Source organism: Campylobacter sp. 7477a (assembly GCF_014892335.1).
GTDB lineage: Bacteria > Campylobacterota > Campylobacteria > Campylobacterales > Campylobacteraceae > Campylobacter_A > Campylobacter_A californiensis.
Window position 1 is genome coordinate 1 of record NZ_JADBJH010000005.1, and the last position, 22664, is coordinate 22664.

20 protein-coding genes and 1 pseudogene are annotated in these 22664 nt (G+C 38.5%); 2 read left to right on the forward strand and 19 right to left on the reverse strand.

Translation table 11 applies throughout. The features are described from left to right. The 4 genes and pseudogenes from CCAL5182_RS03005 to bioD all read right to left on the reverse strand — a co-directional run. Positions 1–219: pseudogene (locus CCAL5182_RS03005) on the reverse strand (lipid-A-disaccharide synthase); the annotation flags it as partial. 50 nt (positions 220–269) lie between these two features. Further along, a complete protein-coding gene (locus CCAL5182_RS03010) occupies positions 270–1850 on the reverse strand; it encodes a peptide MFS transporter (RefSeq protein WP_336610220.1) in 1581 nt (526 codons plus the stop codon). Between the two features lie 37 nt (positions 1851–1887). After that, a complete protein-coding gene (gene bioA / locus CCAL5182_RS03015; protein ID WP_336610221.1) occupies positions 1888–3231 on the reverse strand; it encodes an adenosylmethionine--8-amino-7-oxononanoate transaminase in 1344 nt (447 codons plus the stop codon). Then, a complete protein-coding gene (gene bioD, locus CCAL5182_RS03020) occupies positions 3224–3907 on the reverse strand; it encodes a dethiobiotin synthase (RefSeq protein WP_336610222.1) in 684 nt (227 codons plus the stop codon). The genes bioA and bioD overlap by 8 nt, the downstream gene beginning before the upstream one ends. 116 nt (positions 3908–4023) lie before the next feature. On the opposite strand from bioD, the gene surE reads away from it, so the two are divergent. Together surE and CCAL5182_RS03030 are read left to right on the forward strand one after the other, a co-directional pair. Next, positions 4024–4800: a 5'/3'-nucleotidase SurE gene (surE, locus tag CCAL5182_RS03025; protein WP_169936732.1), complete on the forward strand. Its 777-nt coding sequence runs from the start codon at positions 4024–4026 to the stop codon at positions 4798–4800. Positions 4801–4812: 12 nt separating this feature from the next. Next, positions 4813–5463 (forward strand): tRNA threonylcarbamoyladenosine dehydratase, encoded by a 651-nt coding sequence (locus CCAL5182_RS03030; RefSeq protein WP_169936733.1) that lies wholly within the window; start codon positions 4813–4815, stop codon positions 5461–5463. Here the strand turns inward: CCAL5182_RS03030 and CCAL5182_RS03035 are convergent, their stop codons facing one another. The 15 genes from CCAL5182_RS03035 to CCAL5182_RS03105 form a co-directional block, all read right to left on the reverse strand. Then, on the reverse strand, positions 5464–6033 hold the full coding sequence (locus tag CCAL5182_RS03035; protein ID WP_336610223.1) for a MotE family protein: 570 nt from the start codon (positions 6031–6033) through the stop codon (positions 5464–5466). After that, positions 6026–6472: a flagellar export protein FliJ gene (locus CCAL5182_RS03040; RefSeq protein ID WP_336610224.1), complete on the reverse strand. Its 447-nt coding sequence runs from the start codon at positions 6470–6472 to the stop codon at positions 6026–6028. Before CCAL5182_RS03040 ends, CCAL5182_RS03035 begins: the two co-directional genes overlap by 8 nt. Continuing rightward, on the reverse strand, positions 6469–7719 hold the full coding sequence (locus CCAL5182_RS03045) for an adenylosuccinate synthase (RefSeq protein WP_336610225.1): 1251 nt from the start codon (positions 7717–7719) through the stop codon (positions 6469–6471). The genes CCAL5182_RS03040 and CCAL5182_RS03045 overlap by 4 nt, the downstream gene beginning before the upstream one ends. Before the next feature lie 12 nt (positions 7720–7731). Next, entirely contained in the window at positions 7732–8595 is an 864-nt protein-coding gene (locus CCAL5182_RS03050) for an ATP phosphoribosyltransferase regulatory subunit (protein ID WP_170015822.1), read from the reverse strand. 11 nt (positions 8596–8606) lie between these two features. Further along, positions 8607–12707, reverse strand: coding sequence for an EAL domain-containing protein (locus CCAL5182_RS03055; protein WP_336610226.1), 4101 nt, complete (start codon positions 12705–12707; stop codon positions 8607–8609). Positions 12708–12802: 95 nt separating this feature from the next. Further along, a complete protein-coding gene (gene selD / locus CCAL5182_RS03060) occupies positions 12803–13828 on the reverse strand; it encodes a selenide, water dikinase SelD (RefSeq protein ID WP_336610282.1) in 1026 nt (341 codons plus the stop codon). After that, positions 13828–14427: a sulfurtransferase-like selenium metabolism protein YedF gene (gene yedF / locus CCAL5182_RS03065; RefSeq protein WP_169936745.1), complete on the reverse strand. Its 600-nt coding sequence runs from the start codon at positions 14425–14427 to the stop codon at positions 13828–13830. Before yedF ends, selD begins: the two co-directional genes overlap by 1 nt. Before the next feature lie 57 nt (positions 14428–14484). Then, on the reverse strand, positions 14485–15573 hold the full coding sequence (locus CCAL5182_RS03070; RefSeq protein ID WP_336610227.1) for a methyl-accepting chemotaxis protein: 1089 nt from the start codon (positions 15571–15573) through the stop codon (positions 14485–14487). Positions 15574–15687: 114 nt separating this feature from the next. Further along, positions 15688–15873 (reverse strand): sodium-dependent tyrosine transporter, encoded by a 186-nt coding sequence (locus CCAL5182_RS03075; RefSeq protein WP_169936749.1) that lies wholly within the window; start codon positions 15871–15873, stop codon positions 15688–15690. 608 nt (positions 15874–16481) lie between these two features. Continuing rightward, positions 16482–17222, reverse strand: a complete 741-nt coding sequence (locus CCAL5182_RS03080) for a winged helix-turn-helix domain-containing protein (RefSeq protein WP_169936751.1) — start codon at positions 17220–17222, stop codon at positions 16482–16484. Further along, complete coding sequence (gene fdhD / locus CCAL5182_RS03085; protein ID WP_336610228.1) at positions 17215–17994, reverse strand: formate dehydrogenase accessory sulfurtransferase FdhD; 780 nt, start codon at positions 17992–17994, stop codon at positions 17215–17217. The genes CCAL5182_RS03080 and fdhD overlap by 8 nt, the downstream gene beginning before the upstream one ends. Positions 17995–18045: 51 nt before the next feature. Then, the gene (locus tag CCAL5182_RS03090) at positions 18046–18990 is read right to left on the reverse strand and encodes a formate dehydrogenase subunit gamma (RefSeq protein ID WP_169936756.1); all 945 of its coding nucleotides are present in this window, start codon (positions 18988–18990) and stop codon (positions 18046–18048) included. Beyond that, on the reverse strand, positions 18987–19619 hold the full coding sequence (gene fdh3B / locus CCAL5182_RS03095) for a formate dehydrogenase FDH3 subunit beta (protein WP_169936758.1): 633 nt from the start codon (positions 19617–19619) through the stop codon (positions 18987–18989). Before fdh3B ends, CCAL5182_RS03090 begins: the two co-directional genes overlap by 4 nt. 10 nt (positions 19620–19629) lie before the next feature. Further along, complete coding sequence (locus CCAL5182_RS03100; RefSeq protein WP_336610229.1) at positions 19630–22443, reverse strand: formate dehydrogenase subunit alpha; 2814 nt, start codon at positions 22441–22443, stop codon at positions 19630–19632. 31 nt (positions 22444–22474) lie between these two features. Beyond that, entirely contained in the window at positions 22475–22648 is a 174-nt protein-coding gene (locus CCAL5182_RS03105) for a twin-arginine translocation signal domain-containing protein (RefSeq protein WP_336610230.1), read from the reverse strand. Positions 22649–22664 lie beyond the last annotated feature (16 nt).

Sequence of the window (22664 nt, forward strand, 5' to 3'; positions counted from 1 at the left end):
TAGTTTTACCATCTGCTTTATGGCTCTTTTTGCTTTAAATATAAGCGGCAAAACCTCCACAAAACCCATCGCAGAAAATTCGGAACTTTTCATAAAAGGAGTACCGAATTTCTCATCAAATATGCCTAAAATTTCAGAGCCTAATGTGTGTTTAAGCACCTCGCCTAAATGCAAATTCGCAGACGGCTCAAGCGCTGAAACTAAAATTTTTCTACTCATTTTTATCCATAGCTTTTTTAGTGGATTATAGCTTGTTTAACTTAAAAAATTTAACAAGCTCTCGCATTTGTCCTATCCATGGCCCGACAAATCGCAAAAAGCAACACTCCTGCACCAAAACAAAGTATAAAAAATAATATAAAAAAATGAAAAAGTGTTGAAATTTCATAACCAAAAATTTGAGGATACGAGCTTGGCAAGTTATTTGCCTTTAAAATTTCAAGTGTCACCTCTGAAATTTCAGCCCTTTGGTTTAAAATTTCTTTTAAATTTATACCAAGTTCGCTTGCTTTTATGAATTTGTCGGCTGTTGGAGGAAGAAGTGAGGCTAAAGTGCCAGATAGTGCGTAACCTGCGGCATTTGCAAGGTAAAATATACCAAAAATAAGTCCCAAAAGTCTCTTTGGGGAAAGCTTTGCTACAAGAGCAAAACCGATAGGTGAAACCAAAAGTTCGGCACAAGTATGCATAAAATAAAGCAAAATAAACCATCTTATATGAAGCAGCTCATCACCCAAATCACGAACATTTAAAGCTATGATAAGATAGCTAGTACCCATCAAACAAAGCCCCAAAGCTTGCTTATAAAGTCCGTTTGGCTCCAAATTTTTACGTCCCAGCTTTATGTAAAATGCCGAGAAAACAAAACTGAGCACAAGCACAAAAAGCGGGTTAAACATACTTATCATAGAAGGAGGGATGTCAAAACCAAGCAAATTTCTATCCATTTGGTTGTTTGCTATAAATGTTAGCGACGAGCCTATTTGCTCAAAACTCGCCCAAAAAAAGACGATAAACACAGCACTTATAAAGATAGTGATGATATTTTTTCTCTCATCCTCACTGATGCTTTCATCAAGCAAAACATAAAAACCAAGTGAGATACCAAAGGCATAAATAGTCGGATAAAGGTAGCTTTTAACAATATTTGCACCGCTTGAAAAATAGCTAATAACCGCAAAAATAAGCACAAAGACAAATAACGAAACAAGTGCGTTTTTAAGATCAAATCTTATACCATCACTAACCTTTGGCGTGAAATTTTCATCATTTTTACTAAATACGACAAAGACCAAAAGTCCGATACTCATAGCAATAAAAGCCGACAAAAAGCCAAATTTAAATGCAGATACATCACGAACTCCGTTAACAACGACATCTCCAAAGTAAGGCACGATAAACGATCCAAGAAGTACGCCCAAATTTAAAAAGAAGTAGTATGAACTAAAAACAGCGTCCATACTTACGTTCCTAGGTGCTTTTATGCTTAAAAGTGCCGTTATACTAGGCTTAAAAAAGCCGTTGCCACACATAACCAAAACAGCACCACAAAGCGTAAGCCAAGCACCGCCAAAACTACTGGCATTTGCATAAAAAAACAGCTGCGCTACCGTAAGTAAAGCACACCCGATAATCACGCTTTTATGATATCCTAAAAATTTATCCGCCAAAAAACCGCCAATGATAGGAGTAAGGTAACTAAGAGCCAAAAAGGCACCATAGTATATGGCTGCATCTGTTTCGCTAATGGCTAAAAAGTGCACCAAGAAAAGTGCAAATATCGCGCGCATACCGTAAAAGTTAAATTTCTCCCACATCTCCGTGGAAAACAAAACCCAAATTTTTTTCAAACCTATCCCCTTAAAAAACAATACTCGTTTTTGCGTGTTATCCTAAAATTTCTCTTATGCTTTTTTCACACAAAGCCATTGCTTTTTCGCACTCTTCTTGTGTGATATTTAGTGGAGGGTTAAAATATATAACATCTCCCAATGGACGTAATAATAGTCCGTTTTTAAGAGCTTTTTTATAAATTTCATATCCAACTCGCCTGCTTGCCTTAAATGCTTGCTTCAGGCTTTTGTCCTCTACAAGCTCGATAGCATTTATAAGACCTATTTGCCTTATCTCGCCGACATTTTTATGTCCTAGTAACACTTTGCTTAGTGTTTCGTTTAAAAATTTAGCCGTTTTATTTGCTCGTGTTAAAACATCATCGTTTTCAATAATATCTAGAACCGCTAAAGCCGCCGCACAACCAAGTGGGTTACCACTATAAGTATGCGAGTGCATGAAAGCCTTGCCTTCACTATAAGGAGCATAGAATGCATCATAAATTTTTTGCGTAGTCGCAGTGATAGACATAGGCATATAGCCCCCCGTTAGACCCTTACTAAGTGTCATGATGTCAGGACTTACCCCGGCATGATCAAATGCAAACATCTTGCCCGTCCTACCAAAACCAGTAGCGATCTCATCGGCGATAAGAAGCACGTCGTAAGCGTCGCAAATTTCACGAAGCTTTTTAAGATAAAGCGCAGGGTAAATTCTCATACCAGCAGCACCTTGCACTAGCGGCTCGATAATGATGGCGGCCGTTTCATGCCCGTGTTTTTCAAACTCCTCTTTTGCGTGACAAAAGCACTCGCAAGAGCAGCTTTGACGAGTTAGACCAAATTCGCAACGATAACAATCAGGCGACTTTATACGTATCACATCCATTAACATAGGTTTATAAATTTTTGCATACAAGTCCATAGTTCCCACGCTTAATGCACCTATAGTTTCTCCGTGATATCCCTCCTCAAGGCACATAAAACGGGTTTTGTTTGGTTTACCCGTTTGGTAATGATACTGAAAGGCCATCTTAAGTGCGCTCTCGACAGCCGAGCTCCCGTTATCGCTGAAATTTAACTTCACAAGCCCTTTTGGCAAAATTTCAACAAGTCGTGATGATAAATTTATCGCGCCTTCGTGAGTAAAATTTGCAAATATCACGTGCTCAAGCCTATCAAGTTGCACTTTAATTGCTTCATTTATGCGCTCGTTTGAGTGTCCTAAAAGGTTGCACCACCAAGAACTTATGATGTCAATATACCTCTTATCGTCTTCGTCGTATAAAAATACACCCTTTGCTCTTTTTATAACTATGGGAGGCAAGCTTTCGTAGTCATGCATTTGCGAGCAAGGATGCCAGATGTATTTTAGGTCAAGTTTAGCTAGTTCACTCATATATCGCCGCCAATTTTTTAGAATTTATACAGTTTTCTTGCCCTTGCTTTGTGATAGTAAAGAGCACCGAAAGAGCACAAAGCTCTTGTATCATAAATTTATTATCGATATGGATTTGGTTGCTTTCGTCAAATTTATTTAGCACAAAGCCCTTTTGCTCTATGCCCTCTTCACGCAGGTATTTACTTGTTAGCACCGCCGCATTAATACCGCCAAGTCCTGCATCAGCAACGATTAACACGGGGCATTTTAAAGCTTTTATGAGATCTACTTGCATGATCTTAACCTCGTCGTATCTAAGCGGACAGATAGCACCGCCGCAACCCTCAATGCTTAGATACTCATACTCGTTTTTTAGTTCATCAAATTTAGCTAAAATTTTATTTAACTCAGGCGGATTACCCTCAAATTTGGCAGCTAAGTGCGGAGAAAAAGCTCTTTCATATGCGTAAACATTCATGCTTGTTACATCTTGCTTAGTGCCTGAGATCTCTTTTACAAATTTAACATCACCTACTTCAAGCTCACCGCTAGGTGTGCGTAAATTTCCGCTTGCAAGAGGTTTAAAATACCCCGCCTTATAATCCTCTTTAAGCAAAGCCTTTGTTATAAGTCCGCTCACGTAGGTCTTACCTACATCCGTTGCCGTGCCTGTTATAAATAAATTTTTACTCATTTTTAGCCTCTTTAGACTTTAAAAACCAAAATTCTATCAAAAACGTCTTAAAATTTTAAATTTAACCCGTGCTAAATAAAGATGTGATAAAATCGGCAAAATTTAAAAGGACGATATTGAAAGAAATTCTCATAACAAACGATGATGGATTTGAAGCAAGAGGGCTTCATGAGCTTGCTCTTGAGCTTAAAAAACTTCCTGACGTAAATGTAACCATAGTAGCGCCAAGTGCCGAAAAATCAGCCTGCGCACACTCTCTAACCCTCACAAAACCACTTAGATTTATAAAACTTGATGATGGATTTTTCAAGCTTGACGACGCAACGCCTAGCGACTGCGTATATCTTGCACTTCATGCACTTTATGCCAAAAAACCAGACCTCATAATCTCAGGCATAAACCACGGAGCAAATTTAGGAGAGGACATAACATACTCTGGAACGTGCGGTGCAGCCATGGAAGGGGTTTTGCAAGGTGTTAAAAGTATCGCATTTTCACAGTTTTATCAAAACGATAGCATAGATGTTTTAGGCTTTGACCTTGCAAGAGAAGTGGTAAAATTTATCGTTTCAAAGGTATTAAATGATGAAATTTCGCTTCCTCCAAGACAGTTTTTAAATGTAAATATCCCTGCCGTAAGCTCTAAGAATTTCAAAGGTTACGCTGTCGTTCCGGTTGGAAACCGCACCTATGCAACAAGTGCCAGTCTAAATCGCAACCCACGAGGAGTGGAGTATTACTGGCTTGGAAACGCCGCGCTTGATTATATAGACAGCACTCAAAAAACCGACCTAAGCGAGATAAATGCAGGTTTTGCAACCATAACTCCAATCATGCTTGATATGACGGCACACGATAGCCTAGAACACTTAAGAGCAAATTTAAATGTTTAAGCAAGGACAAAAATGGATAAGGTAGATAGATTTACTCGCTCAAGATGGCTCTTTGGTGATGACTTTGAGAAGTTAAAAAATGCTAAAATTTTAATTTGTGGGGTTGGCGGAGTTGGCGGCATATGCGTTGACGCGCTATCTCGTGCCGGAGTTGGTAAGATAGTTATCATCGATAAAGATACCTTTGATATAACAAATCAAAACAGACAAATTTACAGCGAGGCTACAGGCGCTATAAAAGTAGATGAATTTAAAAAACGCTACGAATGCATAGAGGCGATAAATGAGCTTATCACGCCTGAATTTATACAAAATTTTGACTTTAGCGAATTTGACCTTGTTATAGACGCTATTGATGATATGAGCGCAAAAGTCGCCCTAGCGCTAAAGGTTGGCGATAAACTGATCGCTTCGATGGGAGGGGGCAAACGGATAGACGCCACAAAAGTCAAAGTAGCTTCAGTTTGGAAAACAAGCGTTGATGCTTTGGCTAGAAAATACCGCTACGAGCTTAGGAAAGCCGGGTTTGACGGGGATTTTGAAGTGGTCTTTTCAACCGAAGAGCCGCGTTGTAAACCACTTGGAAGTTTTATGGGTGTTACGGCGGTTTTTGGACTAAATTTAGCCTCTCTCGCCGTTAGAAAAATTTTATCAAAAGCCTAATTACTCGAGTAAATTTCCAGCCGGTGCATCAAATTTAACATCCTTTGGCTCATCGACAAAGGGTGGTCCTTTTGTTAAAAGGATGGTGATCTCAGACGCAACTTTTGGCTCCATTTTAGCCATAACGGTTGAAATCTTTTTAGGCTCTAAAGCATACATTATCGTTGCAGCCTGAGCCCTACTCATCTGCGATAAAACATCGGCTGCAGACTGATCTTTCATCTTTGCATAAGACTCGCTTACTTTATCCGTAGTCATCGTGCGAAGCTCTTTTAAAATTTCCTCGTTTTGTGCAACTCTTTCATCGATCTCTCTACGTTTTTGATCAACTACTCTCATGGTGGCATTTATGTCCGCTTCTTTTTTGCTAAGTTTTGCCATGGAGCTTTCATAAGCAGCTTGCGTGCTAGCGCGAAACGCCTCAAGAGCCTGGCGCTCCTCATCTATACGCTCAACCTCTTTTAAAATTTCAGCCTTTCTAGCTTCAAAAATTTGTGTGCAATCAACAGGAATATCATAAGCAAAAGTAAAATTCAGACTAACAAAAACTACAAATAAAATCCTAAGCATCAACAACCTCTTTAATAGCCTCGTTTGACCTAGATGCAAATTTCATCACGGCAAACTCATCAAGAGCCGCGCTTTGCTCTCTTTGAACTCTTTTTATCTCGGTCTTAAAGTCTTCTTGCTCAAGGTATTTCATTTTTTCATAGTCCAAACTCGCGTTTTTATGCTGGTGGTTTAGGTGGATGAGCTCTTTTTTGGCTAGTTCCAAGCGCTCTTTTAGCCCCTTAAGCTCATCTCGCATTATCTTTAAAAGCTCTAAATTTTGTCTCAAGTCGCTTGCGTTACCACTTCTTGGCATATCAAATTTACTTAATGTTTGAGTAGCAAGCAATACGTTGTTCTCACATGTAACGATATTTGACCTAGCCAGGACAAGCTTGACTTCGATCTTGTCTAAAACCTGTTTTTTAACGCGAACGACTTGAGTAAATTTGCTTTTCATCTGATGATAGTGTCGCTTCTTTCAGGGCTTGTAGAGATAAGTCCTACTTTAACACCCGTTAATGCCTCTATACGCTCGATATAAGCTATCGCATTTTTTGGAAGGTCTTCATATCTTGATATACCCTTAACACTATCCCAGCCCTCAAGCTCTTCATATATCGGAGTTGCGTTTTCAAGATCTGTAGGAACATAGTCGATAGTTTCGCCGTTATATTGATATGCTTTGCAAATTTTAACAGTTTCAAATCCATCAAGCACGTCAAGTTTCATAAGTGCAAATTTATCTACGGCGTTTAGTCTTGCAGAGTATTTTACACTAACGGCGTCAAACCAACCGCAGCGCCTTCTACGACCGGTTGTAGTGCCAAACTCCTTGCCGATATCACACATATCATCTCCGGCTTTTGTCTTATCCTCGGTAGGAAACGGTCCAAAGCCAACTCTTGTTGTATAAGCCTTTATAACTCCTACAACATCGCCTATCTCTTTTGGGTTTAGTCCAAGTCCCGTGCAAGCGCCGGCACTTATAGTGTTTGAGCTAGTTACGTAAGGATATGTTCCGTGATCGATATCAAGAAGAGTTCCTTGAGCGCCCTCTAATAAAATTTTCTTACCTTCATCGATCGCTTGCCATATAATGCGGGTTGTGTTTGCGATATACGGCTCAAGCACCTCTTTGTATCTTTTTAACTCTTCCAAAAGCTCTTGTCTATCAGGAGTTTTGATACCAAGTGCGTCAAACACGTCTTTGTTTGCCTTAAAATCACGCATAAGCGCATCACAAAGAGCATCCGGATCTCTTAGCTCACCAACCCTATGTCCCGTGCGGCTTATCTTATCGGCATAAGTAGGTCCGATGCCTTTACCTGTAGTTCCGATAGCCTTATCGCCTTTTAGACGCTCTTTTGCTTGATCGATTAGTCCGTGATGAGCTAAATTTAAATGTGCCTTATCACTTATGTAAAGTCTTCCTTCAAGTTCGTCAAATTGCGCCATTTCGCTTATCAAAACTTCAGGGCTTACAACAACGCCGTTGCCTATTATGTTTATGATATTTTTATGCAAAATTCCGCTTGGCATAAGGTGAAGAGCGTATCTTACGCCATCTACCCAGATCGTATGACCGGCGTTGTGACCGCCTTGAGAGCGACAAACCATATCGTAAGTTTGTGATAGCATATCAACTATCTTACCCTTACCTTCATCTCCCCATTGGATACCGACAACCAAATCAGCTTTTCTCATTTTCCGTCCTTTTTAATCAATTAATTGTTCTATCAACGCATCAGTATAAACAGCAAAGCCACTACTTTGAGCGCCGTCTATTTCGTAGTTTCCACCGCCGGCAAGTATCGAATTTTGGCTTAAAAACCTAAAGAATAACTTATCATAATATCTCATTTTTGAATAATATAGCGGAACTATTCTTAAATTTTCATATTCCGAAGCCTTTGCAAGTTCTTTTAAATTTGTAAGCGGCTTTACAAGCTCTTTTGGCACAATTTTACTTACCTCGTCGATCTCTTCGGGTGATTTTAAAAGAGCTAGGCGATTTAACCAATCAACATCTTGAGCCAAAATTTGCTCTATCTGCCCGCGCTCAAAAACATCTATGGATAAATTTAAAATTTCACATATCGTATGAGGAATTTCTATGTTGCTTACTTGTAATACCGGCTTTAGCCCAAGCTCGCCTAAAAGTTTTGCAACGATCTTTAAGCTGATAGAAAGGTCACTTTCTCCGATAAGTTCAGCACCTATTTGATAAATTTCAGAGCTTGGATAGCGAAAAACAGGCTGTATATAAAACCATTTCTTGCCTTTATCGCTTTTTAGCCTTCGAAGCGCTATGCGCACTACGTCTACGGTGCTATCTGCACGCAGACTTATTTGGTGGTTGGCATGATCGCTAAATCTTAAAAGCTGTGTTGCATTTACGCTTAAGTGCTGGTGATAAGAGAAAAAGGGCGTTACCATCTCGCTAAAGCCCTCATCGGTCAAAATTTCACTTGCCTTTTGCTCTATCTCTCTCTTTACTTTTGCGCTTTTACCAAAATAAAGTCTACTTCCGATAGGAATTTCATGTTCATAGACATTTAAATTTTGTGTGTTTTCTCTCATTGCTTCCTCGTTTATAAATTTAAGTTCTCATCACATATTAAGCTTACTTCTTGAGCCAGTTGTATGGCGCTGGCTTCGTCGTTTGCTTCAAGCGCCGATATGAGTTTTTCTCTAATATCCATATAAATTTCATTTGTAGCTTTTAGTTTTTTGCTTATATCATCTTTTAAGATATCAAACTCAAAGTCACCCCTTATCGTCTCATCGCCAGTTAAATATAAGATGATATCGTTTGCATAACTTTTTAACTCAATATAATCCCTTAATCTTTCAAACTCACTATCGCTTATATACTCTTGTTTAACGTCATCGTCAAGTCCCTTAAATTCAAACCTCAACACCTCATCAAGTCTTAACGGTTTTGTAAAGTAATTACCCTGGAAACACTCGTAGCCAAATCCTATAAGCGTTTCTAACATGCGTTTGTTTTCGATATTTTTTATAGTTACTTCGCGATGAAGCATATTTGAAATTTGTCTTACCATTCTTAAAATAACGATCGCACCTTTTGAGGCAAACATGCGAACAGTAAGTCTTTTGTCGGTTTTAAATCTCTCTATAGGCAATACACTCAAAGCTTCAAGCGAACTAGCATGAGAAGCAAAATCATCAAGCGAGAAATTTATCCCGTAACGCTTATATCTCTTTAAAATTTTAGAAGCTATCGGCAAATTCTCAACCGTGTTTGAGTCAACGATCTCGACTATAAGCATGCTAGTATCAAGCTTGTTGTCGCTTTCAACCAAGGCTTCAAATTTATTAAAAAACTCATCACTGCAAAGCTGCTCTATGCACAAATTTACACATACTTTTATGTTTTTGCCGTTTTTATTCCACAGTGCGCAAGCATCTAGGGCTTTTCTAATGGCAAACAGCGCGATATCATCAAGGATGTATTGCTTTTTTATAAGAGGTAAGAAGCTATCAGGATAGCATATCTCGCCGCCGTTGTTCCAACGTATAAGCGCCTCATATCTTACAACTTGTTTTGTTTTGATATTAACTTCAGGTTGATACTCGATAAAGAATTCGTTGTTTGCAAGGGCTTTTGAAATTTTAAGTCCATCTTCGTATTGGTTTTTGAAATTTCTATCTTTTTTAACATCAAAGATATAATACCCGCCTTTTCCGGCAAGTTTTGCCTGATACATCGCCCAGTCAGCTTGCTCTAGCAAGTCATCTCCGCTTACGTTGTTCTCTTCGCTTCGCATGCTAACACCGATACTTGCGCTTACTTTTATATGACCGCCGTTATGTTCTATGTTTTCAGACGCGATACGAAGCATGTTTTGCACCATCTCGTAGACTTCGCCCTTTTTCTCATAAGGGATAAGTGCAACAAATTCATCTCCGCCTATCCTTGAGAGCATATCTTGATCGTCAAAAAGCTTGTTTATCTCGTTAGAAATTTCAAGCAGTAGCTTATCTCCTGTGTGATGACCGTAAGTTTCGTTTATCTCTCTAAAGCCGTCCATATCGATGTAGGCTACGGCTATATTTTTATGTTTTACATTCATCATCTCATCAAGTTTACGAGTGAGCAAAAATCTATTTGAAAGTTTTGTTAAAGGATCGTGATAAGCGATGTATTCAAGATAGTCTTTGTTTGCGGCAAAGTCATTTATAGAAGAGACGATCACAACATAACAAAATACATTTGCGTCATTATCCCTTAGTTCTGAAACATTGACGGTTTCAAGTCTATTTTCGCCGTTTTTATGTCTGCTCCAAATTTTACTCTGTATAGTTCCTTGAGCTTTTACAGCAGGTAAAATTCTATCCTTAAACTCAACCCCTTTTATCTCAGAGATATTTTTGCTCAGAACCTCTTCTTGCTCGTGTCCGGACATATTTAAAAACGCTTCATTGGCGTCTATGATGTTAAAATTTAGATCAATTATAGCTATGCCATCTTTTGCGTATGAAAAAACAGAAGACAACATCTGCTGATATATCAAGAACTGCTGGTCTTTCATGATATTTCTAAAGACGCCGTTTATGATAAGAGGCTTGCCGTCATCGCTAAATTCTAAATTTTTGCCTCGCATATTTATCCAAACTACGCTTCTATCTCTGGCATAAAATTTAATATCGCTCATATATGAGCCGTCTTCAAGCTTCATCTCGTCAAAAAAGCTTTCAAAATCATTAACGTAATCAACCGCAAGCTCTCTTATGCGCTTAATGTCGATTATCCCCAGGTCGCTTTTAGAGTTATATCCTAACATCTTGGCGAATTCGTCGCTAGTTTGTATCTCCTTGCTTTGTGCATCATAAGTCCATGCCACCGACGATGAAGCCCAAAGAACATTTTTATATTTTTTTATCTCAAGCTCGTATCTATCTTGAAGTTGCTGTTCGTCCGTTAAGTCGCTAAAAGAGTAGACGATCTTACTAATGTCATTGTCGTCATCGAGTATAAATTTAGTATATACTTTAAAAAACAACTTTTTACCATCAGCTGTTATCACACCCGTGTTTAGCCTTACGCTATCAGAAACATTTTTGTTTAATGTAAATAACCTAATACCTACCTCGATAGCGCTAACAAAATTCATCAAACTCTCTTGAGTGATAAAATTTCTAACATCAAACGAAAAGCTAAATTCCTTATCTTCTGCTATACCTAAAATTTTATTAGTATTATTTGTAAATTGTTTTATCACAAACGGCTCGCTTGCATCAGCGATCATCATCATATTTGGCGAGACAAATATATACTTTTGCAAAATTTCATTTATCTTGCTTTCGTTTTCTACACCGGTAATGTCTCTCATAACAGAAAATGCAAGGCGTTGGTTGTCTATCTCTATATTTGAAACAACCACGCTCATATCGCGTAATTCGCCGTTTTTAAGAATGTGTTTTGTTTTAAATGGCTTTGAATTTTCTATACTGCTTCTTCTGTCATAAAGCATATCAGCAAATGTCGAGTATACAATGTCCCTGATATTTAAGCTAAGCATCTCCTCCATGCTATATCCGTAAACATCTAACGCCTTGTTGCTTACATTTACGATATCTCCCGTATATGCGTCATATACTATGATATTTAAAAAACTCTGTTCAAACACATATCCAAAGCGTTTTTTATACGCCTCAAGAGCCATCTTAGCTTCATCGAGCTCTTTGTAAAGATCCGTTATGCCGTCGTTTATGGTTAGGATATCACCTGTGATATTTTGCGTATCTAGCTTATTTTTTTTATTTGATAAAAACCTAACAAGTTCGCCCAGCGGGGCTAGAAAGTCATTTCTAATATACTTTATATCTTTTATCCACAAAAAGATAAAAGCAATAAAGCTTATAAAACTTATAGATAAAAGTATCGCTTGATAAAGTATCTCACCGTGTTTTGTAGATCTTGATATAACAAAAATTTTATACGCCTCGATATAGCTTATCGTTTCGTATCTCATCTGTGTTAGTGAAAATATACCTCTTGTGTTGCCAAATTCCTCGCCAAATTTTATATAAGCATCATATCTGTCTTTATCGTATGTTTGGGCAAAATTGCTTGTTAGTAAATTTCCGTTTCTATCAACAACATATGCTATATCGTTGCTTTGACTTAAAGCGTTATTTAGGCTTAAATTTAAAAGCTTTAGATCTATCTGAACGATAATCTTCTTGCCGTTATTTAGCTCGTATGAGGCATATACGGCCTCTAGCGCACCATCTTTATAAAATCTTCTTGAGAGAGAAAAGTATTGAAAATGCGGAAGCTGTATCCAAGGTATATTAAAGCTTTTTAAAGGGGTTGCATCTTCAAATTCACGCTTATACAGCAAATTTGCGTCTTCATCTATAATATAAAACGCGTTATAAAATTCTCGTAGAGTTTTATCGGTTATAAGACTATACTCTTTTTGAAGATCGGAATTTAGAATTTTAGCCTTCATAGCAAGGTCGTCTTCTATGACCCTAAAGTTTCTATTTATGGCGAAATTTATATCGGTGTTTAGCTTTTCAAGATCACGCGCGATATTGCTGTCTTTAAAGCTGATTAAGAAAAAGCAAAGAGCGACAAACGCAACCAATGCGAGTAAATTTTCGATATAAAGTTTTTTTATTACCTGCCAACTTGTTTTGCCGACTATACTTTTTTGCATAAACTTTAAAACCCTTCAGTATTTTAAGTTTGTAAGGATTGATTCTATCAAAACTTTACTTGTTTTAGCATAAGTTGCGCGCTTTTAGTGTCTTTTTAAACCAAATTTATCAGACTTTTCCCACTTTGTCTTGTTTTAACCTCACCAACCACGCTTGTGTAGTCATACCCTACATCCTTTAGTCTATCAAAGGCTTTATTTGCGTCTTTTTCATCCACTGCCAAAAGTAGTCCGCCCGAAGTTTGTGCATCATAAAGCAAAATATCCGCATCGCCGTTTACAAATTTACTTGCAAATTCACGGTTTTTATAGCTGCCTTCAGGCAAAAGTCCGATGTTTGCCATCTCGTAAGCACTCTTTAAGATCGGTATATTTTTAGTATAAATTTCAAACGATATATCATCTCTTCCCATTTCGCTCAAATGCCCCAAAAAGCCAAATCCTGTTACATCCGTAGCTGCATTTACACGAACTTCACTCATCGCACCAACTGCATAGAAATTTAAGTGAGCCATATGAAAAGCAGCCTCTTTTATCTGCTCTAAACCTAAAAATCCACCCTTTATCGCTGTGCTTAAAACACCCATACCAAGCGGTTTTGTTAGGATTAATGCATCTCCGACTTTTGCGGTGTTGTTTGCCCAAAATTTCTTTGGATGAACCCTACCGGTAACGCTAAGACCATAATACATCTCAGGAGTTGCTATGCTATGTCCGCCGACTATCACGCCACCACACTCTCTCACCTTATCGGCACCGCCGGCCATTATCTCGGTTAAAATTTCCTCGCTTAAGTTGCAACTATCAAAACCAACAATGTTTAAAGCATTGATCACCTGTGCGCCCATGGCAAAAACATCGCTTAACGAATTTGCCGCGGCTATCTGCCCGTAAATAAACGGATCGTTTACCACAGGCGTTATAAAGTCAAGCGTCTGAACAAGCGCCAGGTCTTCGCTTAACTTAAAAACACTAGCATCTTCATTGCTATTTGTTGATGAGATTAAATTTTCGTGAGCTAAATTTAGTGTGCCTATACTTTTGTTTAGACCCGCCGGGTCAAGTTTGGCAGCTCAACCCGCAGCACGAACAAATTTGGTCAGTTGTTTATCGTTATAAATCATAATTTTATCGTATCAAACCTACTTAGTAAATCAGCAACTTCAAAAGCATTTGTTATCTCACCTATGGCTAATTTATCAACTAATCTATAAGCTTCAAGGCAGCTTCCGCAACTAAGAATTTTAACCCCTGCGTTTTCTAGGTCTTTTAATACTTTAAAGCTAACATGTCCGCGATCAGTCGTCATTTTAACGGCGTTATTTACAAGTAAAACCGCATAAGGCTTAGTCTCAACCTGCATAAATGCACCTAAAAATTTTGACAATAAAGTTTCACCAACCGGTCCGCTACCTGTTCTATCTTCGTTAAGATAGATGACTTTTCCTGGTTTTTTACTTACGATCTCACAGCTGTATTCATCTAAATTTACGTCAGAAATTTCGCCGTTTTTTACGGTTTTTATAAGAGTTTCGCCGTTTGCAAGGTCGCTTAGGCTAAATTTTTGATTTTGGTTTTTTAAAAATCTCGATATATTTTCGCGTGGGGCAAGCGAATTTACCAAGATTTCAAGCTCTTCGCCGTCTTTTAAGCCTTCAATGGCATTTTTAGTTCTAATAACCGGCTCAGGGCACTCTAAATTTCTACAGTCTAATTGCATGTTTTTCCTTTAAAATTTGATTTATTCAAGACTTGAATCTTATTTGTATTTTTAAATTTATCTTCTAGTTTTTCTAACCGCTTCTAGTAAAATTTCAAACCCGTGCTTACTTGAATTTTCAACATCGGCAAGCACGCTAACACCATCTTTTTTGCTACTTTTGTCGCCAAAAAGCGTAACTGCTTTTTGCAACCCTTTATGCACGTTGTCATGATGTTTTGCCACTTCATCTATCACACGAGAGTTGTTTGATAAAATTTGCTTGATATGTTCGCTAAACCACCTGCCAAAACGGCAATTAACATGATCTGACATATCTACTTTTTCGCCGTAAAGAAAGTTCTTATATGCCGATAGTTTTAAATTTATATGATCTATCTTTCCGTTGCTGATATTTATCTCGTTTGTTACGTTCATGGTTTGATTTAGGATATCATCCGTGTTTGTTTTTACATCTTCGATATTGCTTTGAAATTCACCCAAAGTCGTTGAGACCTCTTGCGAAAGACTGATAAATTTCTCCGCTATCTCAGTCATGGAGTTAGCATTTTGTTTAAGTCCGTTTATGTTTACTTCAACCTCTTGAGTCGCCTTTTGCGTTCTTTCGGCAAGCTTTCTAACTTCATCGGCAACCACGGCAAAACCTCGTCCGTGTTCGCCGGCACGAGCAGCCTCGATAGCAGCGTTTAAAGCAAGTAAATTTGTCTGATCGGATATGTCTTTGATTAAATTTATTATCTCAACGATAGAGTCCACACTTGAGTTTAGACTAGAAACATTAGTGTGCAAAACATCGCTTGAGCCTTGCACATCTTGCATTGAATTTACAACCGTTACAACTCTCTCTTGAAGCCCCTTGGTCTTGCCGAAGGTTTCGTTATTTAGGCTATTTACACTACCTAGCATCAAGAGATTTTCCTCCATAGTGCCTTGCAGGAAATTTATACCGTCCGCATAGCTATTTATTAAAAGATCGATAATGTTTTGCTTTAACTTCTCTTTATCGCTTTGTTTATTATCTGCGCTTTTAAGGCTTGAAATTTGGGACTTTAGGGCATCTATTTCATGCTTTAAAACACTGTTTTCTTCGTTTAAAAGACGCAATTTTTCATTTGTTTCATCCAGTCTTTTGCCACTGCCAAACATGCAAACCTCCTAGAGATTGATATATTTTTATGTATTTTACAATATTTTGTATAAAAGGTAGTATACGGGAGTAAATTTATAAGGATTAATCGGGTCTTTTGCGACCCGACGGGTTTATTTTACGAAATTAGCCTCAAGCCACTTTTGAGCAGCTTCATAGCTTTCAAATTTACCGCTTTTAGCAACTTGTGCAGCGCCTTCATAAAAGCGGATGCGGATGCCGTCTTGGACATTATCTATCTTTACTCTTGTTATGCGATCGGTGTTTAGATACACACGGTCATTTAGCTTAATAAACATACTTTCTCCTTTATATAAATTTCAAACTTATATTACATGATTTTATATATTTAAATGCTTATAAAGCTTGATTTTACGGTATTTGGCTTAAATTTGTTACGAATGTAAATTCTGCATTTTAGGCATATAAATCCTGCCGTTTTAGCATAATTTTTAAAGAGTAAATTTAACCAAAATACAAATCATGACGCTACAATAAGCACGCTGTTTGAAAGTTTACTTTACCCCAAAGCCAAAAACGTAAAATTTAACAGTAAAAAGCGTTAAGAACTGATGAGATGAACGTATTTCAAAAGCCAGTGGCTTAAATTTTTAACAGTAAGAAAAATACGAATGTGACGGTAGCGGCTGGGTTTCAAAAGCCAACGGCTTAAATTTTAACGTTTTTCAAATTATAGTTTTGCCGCTGAAAATGAGTTTCAAAAGCCAACGGCTTAAATTTGGTATCACTCTACCGAAGAATTGGTATTAAAAAAGCATTTTACAAACATCAAGATAAATTTAACTTTTGCGCAAAACTTAAAAATTTTGCCACAAGAAGTCACATTTAGAGCCTAAAAATTTTGAGTTTTCAAACCAGATTTATTGGCTTGGCTTAAAAATTTTAATTATTTTTTGCTAACTCTATCTTTTTGATCATTTAAAAACAGCTCTTTAAAGCGGTTATTTGCATAGTCTTCTATGTCTCTTTGAAGCTGCTTGTATGCATTTATAAGCTCATAAGCACGTGGATTTAACGTAGTTCCGGCACTTCCGCCGCCGCCTTGTTTTGTGTTTACAAGATCTTCGTCTAAATTTTTAGCCAAAATTTGCAAGTGAGTCCAGCATTTTTTATAGTTCATGCCTAAAATTTCAGCCGCTTTTACTATGCTGCCCGATTCCGCTATAACTTCAAGAACTTCAGTTTTTCCCTTGCCAAAGAGCAACTCGCCTTCGCTGTTTTCTATCCAAGTCTTTGTTTTTACGATCATCTTCTTTCCTTTTTTTTCTTTAAAGCAGCCAAGCTGACAGTATTTTACATCGATATTGTAATCACGCAAAGTTGAACGGATCTTTTTCATGCCAACGCCCTTTGCCGCGTCTCTAGCATCTTTGCAAGTTATACGACACTTCTCGTCAAGCATGGGCTGAAGGTTTTTGTATGCCATTACACTACCAAATTCCAAAGGCAACTTGCCAAACTGACCAAGCTCACAAGCGTCTATTTTTACACCCATTTGCGTTGCCGTATCTCCAACAAGAGCAACGTCTACTTGGAGCTTATCGGCTATTTTAAATGCAACTCCGCAGTCAAGCCTACCGTTTTTATTTTTAAATTTTTCTATATATTCTTGCACTTTATCAAGCATAGACACGCTCCGCTCCGCTATAAACGTTTAAATTTTCTCCTCTTACAAAACCGCAAAGAGTTAAGTTAAATCTTCTTGCGATAAGCACACCTAGACTGGTTGGAGCCGTTCTTGAAACAAGCACCGCGATAGAATTTGTAACAGCCTTTACTACCATTTCAGAGCTTAACCTTCCGCTTACCATCAAAATTCCATATCTTAAATTTGCACCATCCATCACGGCCTTACCTATGGCTTTGTCTATAGTATTATGCTGGGCTATATCTTCGCCTATATAAAATTTATCCCCTATCATGAGTTTTGCGGTATGAACGCAACCTGTCTTTTCATAAAGGTCACACTGGGTGTAAAATTCACCCATTTGCTTTGAAATTTCAGAGCGTTTAAATTTTATATCATTTTGTATAACTTTGGCTTTCATGTTTGCAGGATTTACACTAGCAGTTACACTTCTACCACAACCGCTTATGATCACATTTTCCGTAGTTAAAATGTTTAAACTTCCCTCATCTATACGCGCGGTTATGTTTAATGCTAACTCAGCTTCGTTAAAATCTATATGTTCTATATCAGAGTAAGATTTAATTATATTTTCACTTAAAAGATAACCTATCCCAAGAGCTTCTACGTCTGTAGGTGTTGCCATCATAGAGCCTGCTTTGGCACCGTTAACATTTATATCAAGTTTGATCTCTCTTACAAGTATGTCATCGCATTCGAAACTATCGTTTGACTTAAATTTTGTTATCTTTGTAGTAAAAATAGGTTGCATATTTACCTTTTGAAGAAAAAAGGGCTTTAGAGTAAAGCCCTTTTAAGTGTTTTATTTTAGTTTATCGTAAACTTTCTCGTAGTCAGATACGGGAATTTTATTTTTAGAGACAAGCTCTTGATACCAGTAATGGTGAAGTACATATACCTCTTCTTCCTCTTTGTATCCATTTACCATAGACCAAATAGCTCCATGGATAGCAATAGCTGCCATATAGATGTGAACTAGGAAGAATACCGCACAAACGATACCCAAGATATTATGTATGATTACACTCCAGCGAAGAACTTCGATCTGTGAAATTCCAAGCCAGCCAGCTACCGGAACCGCTTTAAAGTCAAGAAAATACATCGCAGCACCTGTTGCTATCATAACTAAACCGCCAGGTATAGCAACCCAGTACCATGCCTTTTGACCGGCATTAAATTTACCTGCCGGAACAGGACGTTTTTTCTTAGACAAATATCCGCCTACTATGAACATCCAGCGGATATCATAAACCGCAGGAAGCATTCTAATAGTCCAGTAAAATATCATAGGAAATACTGAGATCGTAAAGAAAACAGTAGCGATAACGTGTAAATCTTGCATGAAATTTACAAATGCACCGCCGCCAAATGAGCTACCCCACATCATAATTATACCGGTAGGAACCAATATAACCCATGAAAGAGCAGCAATACCGTGAGAAATTCTCTCAACTATGTCAAACGCATAAACTTTTTTACCGTCGTGGCTAAAGTGTTTTGGACCAATGATTAAAAAGTGCAGGATAAATGCACCAATAACCGCCAAAATAATCGCTACAACGCCGTAAGCAAAGTAGTTATTTCCTTGGATGAATGTAAAAATTTCACCCATTCCGCCTTCGTAACCTTTTATGTTTTCAACTCTACCCGCAGCCCAAACATTACTGTCATACTGATTTGTTCCATCAGGTAAATGCAAAGCAAAAGCACTCATTACACAGGCAATAAAAGCTAATATTACTCTCATACTCTGTCCTTTGTATAATACGCGATTTTCCATGTCGGAGATTCTTTGATGTTTTTAACACCATATCCTCTTGCGCTGACCCGATCAAGATAAATCTGCTCTATTATATCAGATTCTCCCACAAGTAAAGCTTTTGTCGAACACATAGCCGCGCAAACAGGCACTTTTCCTTCTGCTATACGATTTTGACCATACTCTTCAAATTCATGCTCTGAATTTGTTTGGATATTAACACCGCCGGCACACATAGTACATTTATCCATGCTACCTTTTGCACCAAAAACACCCTCTCTAGGGAATTGTGGAGCACCGAAAGGACAAGCATATAAGCAGTAACCGCAACCTATACAAACCTCTTTATCGTGAAGAACGATACCATCAGGACGTATAACAAAGCAGTCAACCGGACAAACAAGCGAACAAGGCGCATCTTCGCAGTGCATACAAGCTATAGACGTAGATACCTCTTTGCCTATAACTCCTTCGTTTAGCGTAATAACACGGCGTCTTCTAACGCCGATAGGAAGCTCGTGAGCCTCATCACATGCGACCGCACAACCGTTGCAGTCAATACAACGGTCGTTGTCACAGTAAAATTTTAGTCTATTATTTTGATTAAATTCGCTCATCATAGTCTCCTTACGCCTTCTCTATCCTACACAAACCACCTTTTGTTTCAGGGATTTGAGTAACAATATCATATCCGTAATTCGCAACAGTGTTTGCACTCTCGCCTACGGCAAAAGGTTTAGTTCCATCAGGGAAATTTCCCGTCATATCAACGCCCTGCATAACACCCGTAAAGTGAAATGGCAAGAACACCATACCAGGAAGAACAGACGGAACAACACGTGCCTTGACTTTTATCTTCGTGCCTTCAGGTGAATGTATCCATATCATATCGCCGTCTTTAAGATTATAATCTTTAGCCATATCAGGATGGATGTCGGCAAACATTTCAGGTGTTAGTCTTGCTAGGTATTTACTAGCTCTAGTTTCCATACCTGCACCACTCATATTTACTAAGCGAGCAGTTATTAAGTTTACAGGAAATTCTTTTGAGAAATCCTTGCTTAGCTGCAAGCTCTTGTATTGAGTATGAACACGATAGTGGTTTGGCTTATCTTCAAAGCTTGGATACTTTTGCGCTAGGTCATGACGTGGTGAGTGCAATGGCTCTCTGTGTTTTGGAATTTGATCGACAAATGTCCAAACAATAGTTCTAGCTCTTGCATTTCCATATGGAGCAATGCCCTTTTCCATACATTTTTTAGCGATTATACCACTTCCGTCAGTCGCCCATGTAGCGCCCATTGCTTCACGCTCTTCATCGGTTAGAATTATGCCAAGCACTGCTTCGATATTTGCTTTTGTTATTTGAGGATAACCGCCGTTTACAACACCCCCAACAGGAGCAGAGCCCTCAGCTGCCAACTGGCTAACACCGTTGTGCTCTAGTCCAAAGCGATTTCTAAAGCCCATACCGCCTTTCATAACATGAACATCTACGTTATATAGTATCGGGCTGCCTGGGTGATCTTCTGTCCAGCAAGGCCATGGAAGTCCGTAGTACTCTCCCTCAACAGGAGTTCCTGGTTTACCAAGAAGTGTTTTCTCGTCAAATTTATCCCAGTTTTCTTGGTGATTTTTTAGTCTTTCAGGCGTCCAACCGGTAAGGCCGATAGATTTTACTATTTTTGCTATTTCGCGAGTTGCTGCTTCAGGCCATTCAATGTTACCGTTTGCATCACGGATAGTGCGAGTTAGTTCATCATAGAATCCCAAACGCTTAGATAGCTCAAATAAAATTTCATGATCCGGTTTGCTTTCATACATTGCGTTAGAAATTTTGCTTCTCCATTGACCGCTTCTGTTTGTAGCTACAACTGTTCCGCTGTTTTCAAACTGTGATGTAGCAGGAAGTAAAAATACATTATCTTTTTTGTTTGTTATAATTCCCGCTTCATTTACAAATGGATCGGCTAAAACCAAAAGCTCCAACGCGTCAAGACCCTCTTGAACCTTAACTTGTTGAGCAGTTGAAGTTATACCGTTGCCTATAACAACAAGAGCCTTTAGTGCATCTCCCGCATTTTCTATCGCATCATTTCCATCTTTGCCGTTTAATGCACCTGCCCACCATCTAGCTAGTGTAAAGCCGGGTTTAAACATCCATTCAGGTTTGATGTAATTTTTTTGTAACCATTCGTATTCTACGCCCCACATTTTGGCAAAATACTTCCAAGTTTCTTCATTTTTAGCATAATAACCAGGTAAGCTATCAGGAGCATTTGCCATATCGCTAGCACCTTGAACGTTATCGTGACCGCGAAGGATGTTACAGCCGCCGCCCTCTTTACCCATGTTGCCTATAACTAATTGCAAAATAGAAGCTATACGAGTATTTGAACTACCGATAGTGTGTTGTGTTAGACCCATTGCCCATACTACACATCCGGGTTTGTTTTTAGCAAAAACTTCTGTTACTTCAAGTAGTTTTTCAGGCTTGCAGCCGGTTACATCCTCAACTACTTCAGGTGTCCAGTGCTCAGCCTCTTTACGAATTTCATCCATTCCATAAACACGATCTTCGATAAATTTCTTATCTTCCCAGCCGTTTTTAAAGATCAAATGCATCATACCATACATAAACGGTATGTCTGTTCCAGGACGAATTTGAGCAAAAATATCAGCTTTTGCCGCAGTTCTTGTGTATCTTGGTTCAACTACGATTAGTTTCGCACCGTTGTTTTCTTTAGCCTTTAAAAAGTGTCTAAAACCAACAGGGTGATTTACCGCTGGGTTTGCACCTATTATAAATATAGATTTTGAGTTTTGGATATCTCCAAGGTGGTTTGTCATCGCGCCATAACCCCACGTATTCGCCACACCGGCGACTGTTGCGCTATGTCAAATTCTTGCTTGGTGATCTAGATTATTTGTCCCAAACATCGCAGCAAATTTACTGATGTAGTAACTCTGCTCGTTGCTATCTTTAGCTGAACCCAAAAACATTACTTGCTCAGGGTTTTTCTCGCGATATTTTTTTAGTTGTTCACCTATTCTATCAAGTGCTTCTGTGTAGCTTATACGCTTCCATTTGCCATTTTCTTTTACCATTGGGTATTTTACACGGCAGTGTGAGCGAACCATATCTATAACGTCGCTACCTTTACAGCAGTGTCCACCTGCACTAATTGGGTGATCTTGTGCTACCTCTTGGCGTACCCAAACTCCGTCTACGACTTCGCCCATTACACCACAGCCTACAGAGCAAATACTGCAAATCGATTTAACCATTTTTGAACCCGGATATGGGTTGCCTATCTCATGAGCCGTAGCTTTTCTAACGGCATCACTAGCAAATGCGCTACCTGCACCGGCAATAGCACCCAAGGATGCCATTTTAAGAAAAGAGCGTCTGCCCACTAAAGGCGATGCATTTTCTCTCATTTCCTCTTCCTTTCCTTATTATTGTTTTTATCTATTTTGCTTGTTTATAGTAAAATTCCCAAGTTTTATTTCTTTTATATAAAACTTGCTTTGTTTGCTCGTCCTCTTTGACTTCGAGCGCCTTAGATCCAACAGCTACGGCACCCACCGCAGTTGTTCCTAACATAAGTTTTTTTATAAACTCACGTCTACTCTTTTTTTCCATAAAGTTTCCTTTCCGT